The following is a 14,218-nucleotide window of genomic DNA, read 5'->3' as shown; positions in this document are numbered from 1 at the left end:
GGGAAGCGAATGAAGGACGTCATCGTCATCGGCGGAGGGGTGGCCGGTCTGATCGCTGCCCGAGCCTGCGCCCGGGTCGGGCTCAGCGTGACCGTGCTCGAAGCCACCGGCGTGCCGGGCGGAGCGCTCGGTAGCCACGAGGTGGCCGGCCTCACCCTCGACAGCGGTGCCGAGAGCTTCGCCGTGCGGCGCAATGCGGTGGCCGAGTTCATCGCCGACCTCGGCCTGTCCGACGAGGTCGTCGCGCCGAACCCCGCCGGCGCGTGGCTGCAGCTGCCCGACGACCGTGTGCCGGGTGGTTCGATCAGCGTTCCGCTGCCCAAGGCCGGCGTGCTCGGCATCCCCGGTTCCCCTCTCGCCGACGACGTGCGCCGGGTGATCGGCTGGAGCGGCGCTTGGCGCGCCTACGCCGACCGGCTCATGCCGGTGCTGACGATCGGCCGGGAGCACAGCCTCGGCGAGCTCGTGCGCAAGCGGATGGGACGCCGGGTGCTCGAACGGCTCGTCGAGCCCGTGACCGCCGGGGTCTACTCGTCCTCGGCCGACGACCTCGAGATCGACGTCGTGGCCCCGGGCCTCAACTCCGCCCTCACGGTGACCGGTTCGCTGTCCGGAGCCGTGCTGTCGTTGCGCTCCGGCGCCCCGGCCGGCTCAAACGTGGCCGGGCTCCGCGGCGGCATGTCCCGGCTCGTGGCGGCCCTGGTCGCCGACCTAGCGCACTTCGACGCCGAGATCGTGACGGATGCCCCGGTCACCGCGCTCCGCCGCTCCGGCACCGAGGACGCACCTACCTGGACGGTCACCTGCGCCGCGCCGCCCGCGGACGCCCCGGACGCCCCGGATGCTCCGGCAGCGGCGACCACCCTCGCCGCGCGGTTCGTGATCATCGCGACCCCCGGGGCGCAGGCGCTCGCCCTGCTGGCCGATCTGAGCCCGGCCCATGCGGCGCTCGCCGAACTCGACTGGCCGCAGCCGACGGCCATCGAACTGGCCACGATCGTCATCGACGCACCCGAGCTGGACGCGCACCCGCGCGGCACCGGTGTTCTGGTTGCGGCCGCGACCCCCGGGGTCAGCGCCAAAGCGCTCACGCATGTGACCGCGAAGTGGGAATGGCTGGCCGCGGCCGCCGGACCGGGCCGACACGTCATCCGTCTGTCCTATGGACGTGCCGGCCAGGACAACCCCACCGCCGGTCTGCGGGATGACGAGCTGCTCGCCCTGTCCCTGGCGGACGCCCGCACCATCCTGGGCGTCGACCTCGATGCGGCAGCGGTGCGCGGTTTCGCCCGCACGGTCTGGGGCGATGCCCTCTCGCCGGCGACCGTCGGTGCGCCCGAGCGGGTCAGCCAGGTGCGCGAGATCGTGACCGCCACCCCGGGGCTCGAACTCACGGGTGCGTGGCTCGCCGGAACAGGACTGGCCTCGGTGATCCCGGATGCCGTCGCCGCCGCCTCCCGCACCCGGCACGAGGCCCTCGGCATCTGAAGCACGGTCACCGGAGCGGGCGCCGATCAGTCACCTGATCAGTGGCCCGATCCACGGGTCACCCGCCGCGCCCACCTGACTCCATCCCTAATGGGGGATACTCTGAGAGATACGTGCATCTTGAGGAATGGAGTAACAATGCGGGGAAAGCTTCTGTTCATCACGGGCGGACTCGTCGGGTACGTCCTGGGCGCTCGCGCCGGACGCAAGCGCTACGACCAGATCGCGGCCGCCGCAGAGAACCTGTGGAACGCGCCGCCCGTGCAGCGCCGAGTAGACGAGGCCCGCGACTTCGCGCTCGAGCGGGTCGGGGATGTGCCGTCGGCACTCCTCGCGACCGGCAAGAAGCTCGTCTCCGCCGTGCAATCCAAGTCGCGCGGGACCCGCTACACCGTGCCGACGCCTGCCGCAACGCCGGCCGCAACGCCTGCCGCAACGACACCGGCCGCAACGACGCCGGCCGCGACGCCTGCCGCAACGACGCCCACCGACGACACCGCCGCCAAGTAATCGCCGCGACACTCCCAACGAAGGGGACTCTGTGAGAAACAGCGACTTCAATCCGAAAAGCCGGAAATCGACATTCGAGCTTCTCGGTGAGCTGCCCGGTCAGGTCATCGCCCTGGTCAAGGCCGAACTCGACGCGGCCAAGGCGGAATTCGCCGGCAAGGCCAAGAACATCGGGCTGGGCATCGGGCTGTTCGTTGTGGCGGCCGTGTTCGTGTTCTTCGCCGGCATGGTGCTGGTCGCAGCCGCGGTCATCGCGCTCGACCTCGTACTGCCGCTCTGGCTCGCGGCCGTGATCGTGGCGCTCGCCCTGCTGCTGTTGGCGCTGCTGTTGGCGCTGATCGGCAGAAACCGGGTGAAGGTCGGCACGTCATCGGATCCGGACGGCGTGACGGAGAGCATCCGTCGGGACGTCGATGCCCTTAAGGGAGTTGGCAAGTATGAGCACTGAAGTGACCCAGAAGACGAATGAGGCCGTGAGCGGGAGCGCCGTCGCGGTCACGGGCGAGGTGGTCAAGGCCGTCTCGCTCTCCAAAGCCGAGCTGCGGGCCGAGGCCGCCCGGGCCCGCACCGAGCTCGCGCAGACTCTCGACGCGATCGAGTACAAGCTCAACCTGCCCCGGCAACTGCGCGTGCGTTCCCGCCTGGTCAACGTCCGCTTGCGTGAACTCGGCGAGAAGAACCCCCTCGCACTGGCCGGCATCGTCCTGGGTGCGGCCTCGGCCGCCGTGGGTGCAATCTGGCTCGGTGTCAAGGTCGTGCAGCGCCGCTGAGGTCCGGTAGGACCGGCCGTCGGCCGTGCAGTTTTGGCTCTCGCAGCAAAGAAGTAGAGACTAGTAGTTATGACTCACCCGGCTGCCGGAGAGGCAGTAAACCCACCTCACTCCACCACCTCTGCCGAGACCCACGGAATGACCGACGCGCCAGGCGCATCACCGGAGGGTTTCACCCTGTTCGCGGTTCTGCGCAAGGACCCGAGCAACCCGGACGACCTCGACGGCCACGACGTGCCCCGAGCCGTGCTGGAGCTCGACGACGTCGTATCCCTCGTTGAGGCCGAGGGCGTCACCCTGCGCGGGTTCTACGACGTCTCCGGACTCCGCGCCGACGCCGATGTGATGATCTGGACCCACGCGCCGGACGCCGAGACCCTGCAGTGGGCCCACCGCCAGCTGCGTCGCAGCCGACTGCTCAAGAGCCTCCTGCCGACCTGGAACGCCATGGGCGTGCACCGCGACGCGGAGTTCAACAAGAGCCATGTGCCCGGGTTCCTGCGGGGGGTCGAGCCGAAGGCCTGGCTCACCGTCTACCCGTTCGTGCGCAGCTTCGACTGGTACCTGCTGCCGGAGGTCGAGCGCAGCGCCATGCTCGCCGACCACGGTCGCAAGGGCGCGGCCTTCCGCGGCGCCATCGCCAACACGGTCTCCTCGTTCGCGCTCGGCGACTACGAGTGGCTGCTGCCGATCGAAAGCGACGAACTCACCGAGCTCGTCGACCTGATGCGCGAACTGCGCAACACCGAGGCGCGCCGCCATGTGCGCGAAGAGGTCCCGTTCTACACCGGCCGTCGCATCTCGACGGCCGAACTGGTGGAGGTTCTGCAGTAATGACTACCTATGACGCCATCCTGCTCGCCGGTTTCGGCGGCCCCGAGGGCCAGGACGATGTGATCCCGTTCCTGCGCAACGTCACCGGCGGACGTGGCATCCCCGAGGAGCGCCTCGAAGAGGTCGCCAAGCACTACCGCCACTTCGGCGGTGTCAGCCCGATCAACGACCAGAACCGCGTGCTCCGCGCCGCGCTCCAGGCCGAGCTCGAACGCCGCGGCATCGACCTGCCCGTGCTCTGGGGCAACCGCAACTGGGCACCGTACCTGCGCGACACCATCAGCGAGGCCAACGACAACGGCCAGACTCGGCTCCTGGCCATCGCCACCAGTGCCTACAGCTCCTACTCCGGCTGTCGCCAGTACCGCGAGGACTTCGCCGCCGCACTCACCGCGACCGGGCTGGAGGGTGTGGTGCACATCGACAAGGTGCGCCAGTTCTTCGACCACCCCGGTTTCGTCACCCCGTTCGTGACCGCACTCCGGAAGGGGCTCGCGGACGTCGAGGCTCAGGTCCCCGGCATCGACCTGGCCACCGAGGTCGAGATCCTGTTCTCGACCCACTCGATCCCGATGACCGACGCCAACAAGAGCGGTCCGGCCGACCGCGGCTTCGGTGAGGGCGGCGCCTACGCGGCGCAGCACCTGGCTGTCGCCCAGAAGGTCATGGTCGGCGTGGACACCCCGTGGCAGTTGGTCTTCCAGTCCCGCAGCGGCCCGCCCAGCATGCCGTGGCTCGAGCCCGACATCAACGACGCCATCGCCCTGCTGCCGGAGCGGGGCATCCGTGCCATCGTCATCGTGCCGCTCGGCTTCGTCAGCGACCACATGGAGGTCATGTGGGACCTCGACAACGAGGCCACCGAGACCGCCGGGGAACTCGGCCTGGTGTCTGTGCGCGTGCCGACGCCCGGTGTCGACCCTGCCTTCGTCAGCGGGCTCATCGACCTGGTCGAGGAGCGACTGAACGACACCCCCGCCGAGGCTCGCCCGCACGAGACCGATCTGGGTCCCTGGTACGACGTATGCCGCCCCGGGTGCTGTGAGAACGTGCGCCTGGGCTTCAAGCCGGCCGTTGCCGGGATGGCTCCGTGAGCCTGATCCGTATCGGAACCCGTGGCAGCGCGCTTGCCCTGGCGCAGACCACAGCGATCGCGAACCGCATCGCGACCGCGTCCGGCTCCGAGGTCGAGATCGTCACGATCACGACTCACGGCGACACCTCCCGCGAGTCGCTGTCGTCCCTGGGCGGCACGGGCGTTTTCGCCAGCGCCCTGCGCGAGTCGCTCCTGGCCGACGAATGCGACGTCGTCGTGCACTCCTTCAAGGACCTGCCGACGGTCGCCTACCCGGGTCTGCGCATCGGGGCCACCCCGAAGCGGGCGGATGCGCGCGACGTGCTCTGCGCCCGCGACGGTCTTAACCTGGCCACGCTGCCCGACGGCGCGCGGGTCGGCACCGGCTCACCGCGCCGGGCCGCCCAGCTGCGGTCCCTGCGCCCGGACCTGGATGTCGTGGACATCCGCGGCAACGTGGAGACCCGCCTGGGTCGTGTTGCCGAGGGTGACCTCCACGCGGTCGTGCTCGCCGCCGCCGGCCTCAGCCGTCTGGCGCTGCTCGAGTCCGTGGACGGTGAGTACCTGGAACTGTCCGACTGGCCGACCGCACCGGGCCAGGGCGCGCTCGCGCTCGAGGTGCGCGACGGGAAGCTCGACCGCACCCTCGCCACGGCCCTCACCGCGATCAACCACGCGACCAGCCAGGCCACCGTGATGGCCGAGCGTTTGGTGCTGGCCCGGCTCGAGGCCGGCTGCGCGGCGCCGATCGGCGCCATGGCCGCGATCGACGACGGGCTCCTGTTCCTCACCGCCACGGTGTACAGCCCGGATGGCTCCCGCAGCGTCGTGAGCTCCCATGCGGCGACCCCCGACTCGCATTCCATTGCGCACCTGGCCGAGGCCGCGCAAGATGTGTCTGACCGTGTTTCGCATGACCTGCTCGCCGGCGGCGCTGCCGACTTCGCCCCGATGAAGGTGACTTCGTGATGAACTCGCGCTACAAGACCAAAACCAGCCTCGCCAAGCCGCTCACCGGCTGGCGTGTGCTCGTGCCGCGCGGCGGCCCGTGGGGCGACCACGTCGCCGCCGACCTGCGCTCCAAGGGCGCTCAGCCGATCGTGGCCCCCATGATCAACTTCGCCCCGACCGATGACGCCCCCGCGCTCGAGGCCGCCCTGGCGCGCCTCGCGGCCGGCGATTTCGACTGGATGACCGTGACCAGTGCCACGACCGTCGACGTCCTGTCGTCGCACCGGGCGCTCGTGGCCGCGTCCACGCGCATCGCGGCGGTCGGCGAGACCACCGCTGCGGCCCTGACCGCGGCCGGATACCGGGTCGACATCGTGCCCTCCGAAGACAACTCCGCCCGCGGACTCCTCGAAGAGTGGGAAGCCGCCACGTCGGGCCAAGTGCCACTGCGCATCCTCACCCTGCGTTCGGAAATCGCCAAGCCGCTGCTGACCGAAGGACTGCGCCGGATCGGCCACGACGTCGAATCGGTCGTCGCGTACCGCACCATCGGCGTGCCCGTGGACCAGCGGGTCGTCGCGGATGTCGCGGCCGGCACGGTGCAGGCGCTGCTCGTCACCTCCGGAAGCGTGGCGCAGCAGGTGCAGGACCAGCTCGGGCCGATCCCCGCATCGATTGTGGTGGCCTGCATCGGGCCGCGCACGGCGAAGGATGCGGCGGCCATCGGCCTGCGCGTCGACGTCGTGGCCGACTCACCCAGTGCCGAATCGTTGATCCAGGCTCTGGTCCACGTCGCCCAGACCCGCTGACGGTTCACGCGTCCAGCCCTGCGACGTAGGGTTGACTGGTGATAAACCCCGTCATCCGCCCGCGACGGTTGCGCACCACTCCTGCGCTCCGTCGCCTGGCCAGCGAAATCCGTCTGCATCCCTCCGAACTGGTTCTCCCGATGTTCGTCCGGGAGGGCAGCGGCGACCCGATGCCGATCCAGTCGATGCCCGGGGTGGTTCAGCACACCATTGACAGCGCCCGGCGGGCGGTCAACGAGGCCGCGGAAGCCGGCATCGGCGGGGTCATGCTCTTCGGGGTGCCGGCCGTGCGCGACGCTGTCGGATCCGGGGCCACCGATCCCGACGGCATCCTCAACGCGGCCACCCGCGCGCTGGCCGACGAGGTCGGCGACGCCCTCGTCGTGCAGACCGACCTCTGCCTGGACGAGTTCACCGACCACGGCCACTGCGGCGTGCTCGGCGCCGACGGCAGCGTCGACAACGACTCCACTCTCGAGCGATACTGCGAGATGGCTCTCGTGCAGGCGGCCTCCGGCTCGCAGCTGCTCGGCCTGAGCGGAATGATGGACGGTCAGGTTGCCGCCGTGCGCCAGGCACTCGACCTGAACGGCTACGTGGACACGGCCGTGCTCGCCTATTCGGCCAAGTACGCGTCGGCCTTCTACGGTCCCTTCCGCGACGCCGTGGAATCTACCCTCGAGGGTGACCGGCGCAGCTACCAGCTCGACCCGGCGAACCGCCGGGAGGGCGTGCGCGAGGCTCTGCTCGACATCCAGGAGGGTGCCGACATCGTGATGGTGAAGCCCGCCATGAGCTACCTCGACGTGCTGGCCGAGGTCGCTGCCGTCAGCGACATTCCGGTCTGGGCATACCAGGTGTCCGGTGAGTACGCGATGATCGAGGCCGCGGCCGCGCACGGCTGGATCGACCGCCGCCGGGCCGTCGAGGAGTCCGTTCTCAGCATCCGTCGCGCCGGAGCGGATGCCGTGCTCACCTACTGGGCGGTCGAACTGGCCACCTGGCTGAACGAAAGGCAGGCCCGATGATGTCCCGCAACGACGATCTCTTCGCCCGCGCCCAGCGCGCCATCCCCGGCGGCGTCAACTCGCCCGTGCGCGCCTTCCGCTCGGTCGGCGGCACCCCGCTGTTCCTGGTCAAGGCGAAGGGCGCCTACGTGACCGACTCCGACGGCCGCGAATACGTCGACCTGGTCAGCTCCTGGGGACCGGCCATCCTCGGCCACGCCCACCCGGAGGTCGTGCAGGCGGTGCAGGATGCCGCCGTGCTCGGTCTGTCCTTCGGCGCCTCCACCCCCGGCGAGACCATCCTGGCCGAGCTGATCGAGGAGCGCGTCGGCGCGGTCGAGAAGCTGCGCCTGGTCTCGACCGGCACCGAGGCCACCATGACGGCCATCCGTCTGGCCCGCGGGTTCACGGGTCGTGACCTGCTGATCAAGTTCGCCGGGCACTACCACGGCCACTCGGACGGGTTGCTGGCCCAGGCCGGGTCCGGTCTGGCCACGCTGGCGCTGCCCGGTTCGGCCGGGGTGACGGCGGCGACGGCCGCACAGACCCTCGTGCTGCCCTACAACGATCTGGATGCCGTGCGGGTCGCCTTCGAGGCGCACCCGGGCCGGATCGCGGCCGTGATCACCGAGGCCGCGGCCGCGAACATGGGAGTCGTGGCCCCCGACGCCGGTTTCAACGCTGCGCTCACCGCCCTCGCGCACGAGCACGGTGCGCTCCTGATCATCGACGAGGTCCTCACCGGCTTCCGAGTGCACCCGGCCGGCTACTGGGGGCTGGACACTTCGGGGTCGGGCCAGGCGGACTACACGCCGGACCTGTTCACCTACGGCAAGGTCATCGGCGGTGGCCTGCCGGTGGCGGCCCTCGGCGGTCGCGCCGACGTGATGGACTTCCTGGCGCCGAACGGCCCGGTCTACCAGGCCGGCACGCTGTCCGGCAACCCGGTGGCGGTCGCCGCCGGCATCGCGACCCTGCGGGCACTGGACGAGCGCGTGTACGAGCACATCGACGCCACCGCACTGGTGCTCTCCGAGGCCGTTTCCGCCGCCTTCTCGGCCGAGGGCGTCGCGCACAGCGTGCAGCGGGCCGGCAACCTGTTCAGCTTCGTGTTCGGTGCCGAGGCCGCGGCCAGCGCACCCCGGAACTACGCCCAGGTGCAACGCCAGGAGGCCTTCCGCTACGGACCGTTCTTCCACTCCATGCTGGACCAGGGCGTTTCCCTGCCGCCGTCGGTGTTCGAGGCCTGGTTCGTCTCCGACGCCCACGACGAGAGCGCGGTCGGTTGGATCCTCGACGCCCTGCCTGCCGCAGCGAAGGCCGCGGCAGCCGCCACCCCACAGGCGTGACCCACAGGCGTGACCCACAGGCGTGACGCGCGGGCGTGACCCGGCACAGCCGGGAGTTATTCCTTTGTGCGGTTCCGACAAACCGATTTCGGTCCGGAACAGGCAGACTAGACGCATGGCTTCCTTGCACGTTCACCCCGACCGGCTGGAGATCCACCTCTCGAAAGCGGAGAAGACCCTGGCCCTGCGGCGCGACGACATCGTCGTGCCACGGGAGAACATCCGTTCGGTGACGATCACGGACGACCCGTGGATCTGGATCCGCGGGATCCGTTCGCCCGGGCTGGGTCTGCCGCTGGTGGTCGCGGTCGGCACCTGGAAGTTCCACGGCGGCAAGGACTTCCTGGCGCTCAAGCGCAAGCGCCAGGCAGTCGTCATCGACCTCATCGACGACGAGTTCTCCCGGGTGCTCCTGTCCACCAGCCACGCCCCGGACCTGATCGCGTCCCTCAAGCTCGGTGCGTGACCGACCCGCCGGTTGACCGACTCGGTGTCGTTCGGCCCCGAACTCACCCGTGACCTCGACGGGCGCGTGCTAGCGGCGCACGTCGACGACGGTCCGACCGTGCACGGTGCCCGCGAGGATGCCGGCAGCGGCGTCGAAGGCCGCCTCCAGCGGAATGACCTGGGTGAGGTGGTCGAGCAGGCTCAGGTCGAGGTCCGTGGCCAGCCGGCGCCAGGCCTCCTCGCGCTGGGGGAGCGGGGCCTCGACCGAGTTGATCCCGATCAGGCTGACGGCGCGCAGGATGAACGGCATGACCGTGGCGGGGAGGTCGGCTCCCTGGGCCAGGCCGCAGGCGGTGACCGTTCCGCCGTAGTTCGTCTGGGCGAGCACGTTGGCAAGGGTGACGCTGCCGACCGAATCGACGGCCCCGGCCCAGCGCTGGCCCTGCAGCGGCTTCCCGGCCTCGCTGAGGGTGGCGCGGTCGACGAGTTCGACGGCGCCGAGCCCGCGCAGGTAGTCGCCGAGCTCGTCGATGCGGCCGGTCGACGCGTGCACCTGGTAGCCGCGGGCGGCGAGCAGCACCACCGCGACACTGCCGACTCCGCCGGCCGCGCCGGTCACCAGCACGGTGCCGGATTCCGGCGTCACCCCGCCGCGTTCGAGGCCGATCACGGAGAGCATGGCGGTGAAGCCGGCCGTGCCGATCGCCGCGGCCTGAACGGCGCTGATACCCTGTGGCAGCCGGACCAGGAAGTCTCCCGACACGCGGGCCCGCTCGGCCAGCCCGCCGTGGTGGCTCTCGCTCAGGCCGGCCCCGTTCAGGATGACCGGGTCTCCGACCGACCAGCGCGGGTCGGCGCTCTGCTCGACCGTTCCGACCAGGTCGATGCCGGCGATCAGCGGCCAGGCGCGCACGACCCCGGGGCGGCCCATCAGGGCCAGGCCGTCCTTGTAATTGATGCTCGAGTAATCGACCGCGATGGTGACGTCGCCCGGCATCAGGAAGCCGTCGTCCACCACGCGGAGGGCCGCGCTCTGTGCCTTCTTGCCCTCGGCGTTTTCGGTGCGGTCAACCACGATGGCCCGGAACTCAGTCTCAATACCCATGCGTCGAGACTACGTGGGCGCCCGGGTCACCTGGCCCGTGGTCAGGTGACGTCGCGCTTCCAGCTGACCGCATTCCCGATCACGGTCGCCGCGACCGCGTAGGCCAGGAGCACCAGCCCGCCCTGCCACCACTCGAGCATCGCAGCCGGGGAGCCTCCCGGTGCGGCGAGGGTGAAGAAGCTCGCGCCGACCAGGGCGTCGGAGGCGGCGCCGGGCAGGTAGTTGCCGATGCCCTGCGTCACCTCGGTGAACAACGACGCGAAGCGCAGCAGCGGTTCGACGAACTGGGTGAAGGCGAGCACGATGACGATCGACGCCACCTGGCTGGGCACGAGCACGCCGAGGCCGACCCCGATGGTCGACCAGACGGCCATGGCGAGCACCGTGCGGCCGAACAGCGCCCAGGTGGCGCTATCGGCCAGCAGTGGGTCGACGTCGAACGCGTTGATGACGAGCGCGCCGACGCCGACGGATGCGAGCAGCGCGACGACCCCGAAGAACGCACCGACCACGAAGAGAGTGACCGTCTTGGCGCCGAGCACCTGGGCCCGCCGGGGATTGGCGAGGAACGTGGGGGTGAGGGTCTGGTGCCGGAACTCGCCGGTGGTGGACAGAGCCCCGAGCAGAACCGGGAAGACATAGCCGACGGATGACGCGAAGCTGTAGATCAGGGGTGGGAGGCTGCCGAACCCGGCGAGTCCCTGGGATCCGGTACCGGCGGCATCCGGGCTGATCACGCCGCTCTCGATTCCCGCGAACAGTGCCGCGAGGCCGCCGGCGAGCAGGGCGATGTAGCCGAACATCACCGCGGCGAGGACCCACCACATGCGCGTTGTGCCGAGCTTGGCGAACTCGGCGCCGATGGCGCGGCTGAAGGAGGTCATCGTGACTCGCCTCTCTCTGTGCTGCTATTCCCGGTCCCGGTCCCGGTCTCGTTCACGAGGGCGAGGAAGGCATCCTCGAGCCCTTTTCTCTCACGGTGCAGGGCGCTGAGTTCCACGCCCGCCGAGAACGCGATGTGCCCGATCAGGGCCGCGTCGGGAGCGGCGGCGAGCAGCCCGGTGCGCCCGACGGAGAACTCGATGCCGGCCCGGCCGAGGGCGGCAGCGAGAGCCGGGCGGTCGGGGGAGTCGACCAGGATGCGCGGCGCCGCCTCGGTCTCGAGGCTCGACAGGGTGCCTCGGTGCACGAGGGCCCCGCCCGCGATGATGATCACGTCGTCGACGCTCTGCTGCACCTCGGACAGCAGGTGGGAACTGACCAGGACCGTGCGACCCTCGTCGGCCATGGACCGGAGGAAACCGCGGATCCACTTGATCCCTTCCGGGTCGAGGCCGTTGATCGGCTCGTCGAGCACGAGCACGCCGGGATCGCCGAGCAGGGTGAAGGCCAGGCCGAGCCGCTGCCGCATGCCGAGGGAATAGCCGCCGACGCGCTGGGAGCCGTGCGCACCGAGTCCGACCGTGTGCAGCACGGCGTCGATGCGCGCGGCGGGCAGGCCCGCGGCGGTGGCGTAGACCGCGAGGTGGTTCCGGGCGGTGCGGCCGGGATGGAAGCTGGCCGCCTCGAGGGCGGCCCCGACGGTCTGCAACGGCCGCGGCAGGTCCCGGTAGCGGATGCCGCCGATCGTCGCCGTGCCGGACGTTGGCGCGACCAGCCCGAGCAGCATGCGCAGCGTGGTGGTCTTGCCGGCGCCGTTGGGGCCGAGGAAGCCGGTGACCCGGCCGGGCTCCACCGTGAAGGACAGCCTGTCCACCGCGGTGACGCTGCCGAATGTCTTGGTGATGCTACTGAACTCGATGACCGCGCCGACCGGCATCCGTTCCCCCTCCGTTGCTGAGGATCCCGCGCTGGTGATCGCACGCCGGAATCTGGCTCCAGCCTAGGGCGGATGCCGCCCGTCGCCCGTCAGCCGCGGAGGAAGTCGCGCAGCGCGCCGAGCAGCCGGGCCACCTCGTCACCGGTGCTGTACGGAGCGAGGCCGATCCGCAGGCCGCCACCGTCGCCGAGCCCGAGGTGCCGGTAGGCTTCGAGGGCGTAGAACGAGCCGGCCGGGGCGAGGATGCCGCGCGCCGCCAGGTAGCGGGACGCATCCGCGGCGTCGTGGTCGGCGAACGTGACCAGCACGGTCGGCGTGCGCACCGCGGCCCGGGAGTGCAGTCGTATCCCAGGCAGCTCCGCCAGGCCGGCCTCGCATTCGCCTCGCAGGGTCTCCTCGTGGTGCTCGAGGGCCCGGGAGGAGCGGATCAGGCGGTCCCGCCGGGAGGTCCCGGCCGAGCCGCCGCCGCCTTCGCCGCCGTCCTCGCTCCCGCCCCCGCTCCCGGCGCCGCCACCCTCGCCGAGACCGGCGAGGAAGTCGACGGCGGCCGTGACCCCGGCCAGCGTCTCGTAGGGGAGAGTGCCCAGCTCGAACCGCTCGGGCACCTGGTCGCTCGAGGGCGCCAGCTTGTCGGGATGGATCGATTCGAGCAGGGCGGGGGCGGCCGCGAGGATCCCGCAGTGGGGACCGAAGAACTTGTAGGCCGAGCAGACGAAGAAATCCGCCATGGCGCTCCGGAACCCGGTGACGGCGTCCTCTGCGTTCTGCTGGGAGGGACTTCCGGTTCCCCGGATCGAGAGCGGCCGGTCCGGGTCGACGCGATCGCGGCCCCGACGCACAGCGGGGTCTGGGTGCCGCCCGGGCCGTCGAAGAAGGCCGTGCCGGTGGCGAGGGCGGGAAAGTCGGGTCGGATCTTCTGCGCATCAAAGGTCACACTGCATCCACTCACAGCCCCGCAGCGCGCCCCGGGGAAGCGGCCTGTGCACGGCGGCCGGTTTTAGGGCGTGGCCTTCGCGCGGGCCCGCGCATCAGCCTGGGCGTGGTCCGCGCAGGCCGGGGCCTCCGCGGCGACGCAGCCCGGGCAGACGACGAGCTGTTCCCGGCAGGAGACATCCCGGCAGTTGAGCATGTTCTTCGTCGGCTCGCCGCACACCAGGCAACGCCCGATCACGGCGGTGTGGTCGCTGAAGTCCAGGGACATCCGCTGGTCGAAGACGTAGAGCGAACCGTTCCAGAGGCCGTCGTCGCCGAAGGCCTCGCCGTAGCGCACCACGCCGCCGTCGAGCTGGTAGACCTCGCCGAAACCGCGCTCCGTCATCAGGGAACTGAGCACCTCGCAGCGGATGCCGCCGGTGCAGTAGGTGACGACGGGCTTGTCCTTGAGGTGGTCGTACTTGCCGCTCTCCAGCTCGGCCACGAACTCACGGGTGTTGGCGACATCCGGCACGATCGCGTTCTGGAAGCGGCCGATCCCGGCCTCGAACGCGTTGCGGCCGTCGAAGAACACGACGTCGTCGCCGCGCTCGCCGACGAGGGCGTGAAGCTCGGACGGGGAGAGCTTGGCGCCGCCGCCGACCACACCATTGGCGTCGACCCGCAACTCGCCGGGCGCGCCGAAACTCACGATCTCGTCCCGCACCTTCACGACCAGCCGAGGGAAGTCGAGGCTCAGGCCCTGCTCGTCGAGCCCGGTTCCCTCGCTCCACTTGACGTCGAGGTGCTTGAACGGGGCGTAGTCCCGGGTCTTGCGCAGGTAGCGCTTGATCGCGGGCAGGTCGCCGCCGACGGTGCCGTTGAGGCCGTCGGCGGAAATCAGGATGCGCCCACGCAGGCCCAGCGATTCGCAGAGGTCCCGCTGCCAGAGGCGCACGGCCTCGGGGTCGGCCAACGGGGTGAAGACGTAGTAGAGCAGGATCTTCGGAATGGCCACTGCTTCATTTTACGGAGTTCGCCGGCCGGGATCCCGCCGGAGGATCCCGCCGGCCGGGATCCCCCCGGTTGGAATGCCTCTGGGTGGTACCCGGGGTGGCCGGGTGGCTAAGCTTCTGGCAACC

Annotated in this window: 16 protein-coding genes; 11 read left to right on the top strand and 5 right to left on the bottom strand. The window is 70.5% G+C overall.

Translation table 11 applies throughout. From position 1 onward, the window contains the following. Positions 1 to 9 precede the first annotated feature (9 nt). From hemG to E3T28_RS04725, 11 genes are all read left to right on the top strand, one after another. On the top strand, positions 10 to 1,488 hold the full coding sequence (gene hemG, locus E3T28_RS04770) for a protoporphyrinogen oxidase (protein ID WP_134428442.1): 1,479 nt from the start codon (positions 10 to 12) through the stop codon (positions 1,486 to 1,488). Positions 1,489 to 1,626: 138 nt separating this feature from the next. After that, positions 1,627 to 1,998 (top strand): hypothetical protein, encoded by a 372-nt coding sequence (locus E3T28_RS16760; RefSeq protein ID WP_166786921.1) that lies wholly within the window; start codon positions 1,627 to 1,629, stop codon positions 1,996 to 1,998. Between the two features lie 31 nt (positions 1,999 to 2,029). Continuing rightward, positions 2,030 to 2,446, top strand: a complete 417-nt coding sequence (locus tag E3T28_RS16755; RefSeq protein ID WP_166786920.1) for a phage holin family protein — start codon at positions 2,030 to 2,032, stop codon at positions 2,444 to 2,446. Beyond that, positions 2,436 to 2,768, top strand: coding sequence for a DUF3618 domain-containing protein (locus E3T28_RS04760; RefSeq protein WP_134428438.1), 333 nt, complete (start codon positions 2,436 to 2,438; stop codon positions 2,766 to 2,768). Before E3T28_RS16755 ends, E3T28_RS04760 begins: the two co-directional genes overlap by 11 nt. 138 nt (positions 2,769 to 2,906) lie before the next feature. After that, positions 2,907 to 3,602: a hydrogen peroxide-dependent heme synthase gene (gene hemQ / locus E3T28_RS04755; protein WP_134428436.1), complete on the top strand. Its 696-nt coding sequence runs from the start codon at positions 2,907 to 2,909 to the stop codon at positions 3,600 to 3,602. After that, complete coding sequence (locus E3T28_RS04750) at positions 3,602 to 4,696, top strand: ferrochelatase (RefSeq protein ID WP_134428434.1); 1,095 nt, start codon at positions 3,602 to 3,604, stop codon at positions 4,694 to 4,696. Before hemQ ends, E3T28_RS04750 begins: the two co-directional genes overlap by 1 nt. Beyond that, positions 4,693 to 5,646 (top strand): hydroxymethylbilane synthase, encoded by a 954-nt coding sequence (hemC, locus tag E3T28_RS04745; RefSeq protein ID WP_134428432.1) that lies wholly within the window; start codon positions 4,693 to 4,695, stop codon positions 5,644 to 5,646. Before E3T28_RS04750 ends, hemC begins: the two co-directional genes overlap by 4 nt. Beyond that, positions 5,646 to 6,437: a uroporphyrinogen-III synthase gene (locus E3T28_RS04740; RefSeq protein WP_134428475.1), complete on the top strand. Its 792-nt coding sequence runs from the start codon at positions 5,646 to 5,648 to the stop codon at positions 6,435 to 6,437. Before hemC ends, E3T28_RS04740 begins: the two co-directional genes overlap by 1 nt. Positions 6,438 to 6,478: 41 nt before the next feature. Next, positions 6,479 to 7,465, top strand: a complete 987-nt coding sequence (gene hemB / locus E3T28_RS04735; RefSeq protein ID WP_370259728.1) for a porphobilinogen synthase — start codon at positions 6,479 to 6,481, stop codon at positions 7,463 to 7,465. Continuing rightward, a complete protein-coding gene (gene hemL / locus E3T28_RS04730; protein ID WP_134428473.1) occupies positions 7,465 to 8,793 on the top strand; it encodes a glutamate-1-semialdehyde 2,1-aminomutase in 1,329 nt (442 codons plus the stop codon). The genes hemB and hemL overlap by 1 nt, the downstream gene beginning before the upstream one ends. A gap of 115 nt (positions 8,794 to 8,908) precedes the next feature. Beyond that, positions 8,909 to 9,259, top strand: coding sequence for a hypothetical protein (locus E3T28_RS04725; protein WP_134428428.1), 351 nt, complete (start codon positions 8,909 to 8,911; stop codon positions 9,257 to 9,259). A 69-nt stretch (positions 9,260 to 9,328) separates the two neighbouring features. Here the strand turns inward: E3T28_RS04725 and acuI are convergent, their stop codons facing one another. The 5 genes from acuI to trhO all read right to left on the bottom strand — a co-directional run bounded on the left by acuI (position 9,329) and on the right by trhO (position 14,094). Then, positions 9,329 to 10,345: an acrylyl-CoA reductase (NADPH) gene (acuI, locus tag E3T28_RS04720; RefSeq protein ID WP_134428426.1), complete on the bottom strand. Its 1,017-nt coding sequence runs from the start codon at positions 10,343 to 10,345 to the stop codon at positions 9,329 to 9,331. A 41-nt stretch (positions 10,346 to 10,386) separates the two neighbouring features. Next, positions 10,387 to 11,229, bottom strand: a complete 843-nt coding sequence (locus tag E3T28_RS04715; RefSeq protein ID WP_134428424.1) for an ABC transporter permease — start codon at positions 11,227 to 11,229, stop codon at positions 10,387 to 10,389. After that, positions 11,226 to 12,164: an ATP-binding cassette domain-containing protein gene (locus tag E3T28_RS04710; protein WP_134428422.1), complete on the bottom strand. Its 939-nt coding sequence runs from the start codon at positions 12,162 to 12,164 to the stop codon at positions 11,226 to 11,228. The genes E3T28_RS04715 and E3T28_RS04710 overlap by 4 nt, the downstream gene beginning before the upstream one ends. A gap of 89 nt (positions 12,165 to 12,253) precedes the next feature. Then, complete coding sequence (locus E3T28_RS04705; protein ID WP_338145384.1) at positions 12,254 to 12,892, bottom strand: aminotransferase class V-fold PLP-dependent enzyme; 639 nt, start codon at positions 12,890 to 12,892, stop codon at positions 12,254 to 12,256. Positions 12,893 to 13,161: 269 nt separating this feature from the next. Then, positions 13,162 to 14,094 carry an oxygen-dependent tRNA uridine(34) hydroxylase TrhO gene (gene trhO, locus E3T28_RS04700; RefSeq protein WP_134428420.1) on the bottom strand — a complete coding sequence of 311 codons (933 nt, stop codon included), beginning with the start codon at positions 14,092 to 14,094 and terminating at the stop codon, positions 13,162 to 13,164. Positions 14,095 to 14,218 lie beyond the last annotated feature (124 nt).

Source organism: Cryobacterium sinapicolor, assembly GCF_004403465.1.
Lineage (GTDB): Bacteria > Actinomycetota > Actinomycetes > Actinomycetales > Microbacteriaceae > Cryobacterium > Cryobacterium sinapicolor.
The sequence above is the reverse complement of the archived record's forward strand: the minus strand, read 5'-3'. Positions and strand labels throughout refer to the sequence as shown.

Coding starts and splice junctions, on each gene's coding strand:
- E3T28_RS04760 (WP_134428438.1), top strand. CDS start 2,436: ATGAGCACTGAAGTGACCCAGAAGACGAATGAGGCCGTGAGCGGGAGC.
- hemL (WP_134428473.1), top strand. CDS start 7,465: ATGTCCCGCAACGACGATCTCTTCGCCCGCGCCCAGCGCGCCATCCCC.
- E3T28_RS04715 (WP_134428424.1), bottom strand. CDS start 11,229: ATGACCTCCTTCAGCCGCGCCATCGGCGCCGAGTTCGCCAAGCTCGGC.
- hemQ (WP_134428436.1), top strand. CDS start 2,907: ATGACCGACGCGCCAGGCGCATCACCGGAGGGTTTCACCCTGTTCGCG.
- E3T28_RS04725 (WP_134428428.1), top strand. CDS start 8,909: ATGGCTTCCTTGCACGTTCACCCCGACCGGCTGGAGATCCACCTCTCG.
- hemG (WP_134428442.1), top strand. CDS start 10: ATGAAGGACGTCATCGTCATCGGCGGAGGGGTGGCCGGTCTGATCGCT.
- E3T28_RS16760 (WP_166786921.1), top strand. CDS start 1,627: ATGCGGGGAAAGCTTCTGTTCATCACGGGCGGACTCGTCGGGTACGTC.
- E3T28_RS04705 (WP_338145384.1), bottom strand. CDS start 12,892: ATGGCGGATTTCTTCGTCTGCTCGGCCTACAAGTTCTTCGGTCCCCAC.
- E3T28_RS04750 (WP_134428434.1), top strand. CDS start 3,602: ATGACTACCTATGACGCCATCCTGCTCGCCGGTTTCGGCGGCCCCGAG.
- E3T28_RS04710 (WP_134428422.1), bottom strand. CDS start 12,164: ATGCCGGTCGGCGCGGTCATCGAGTTCAGTAGCATCACCAAGACATTC.
- E3T28_RS04740 (WP_134428475.1), top strand. CDS start 5,646: ATGAACTCGCGCTACAAGACCAAAACCAGCCTCGCCAAGCCGCTCACC.
- acuI (WP_134428426.1), bottom strand. CDS start 10,345: ATGGGTATTGAGACTGAGTTCCGGGCCATCGTGGTTGACCGCACCGAA.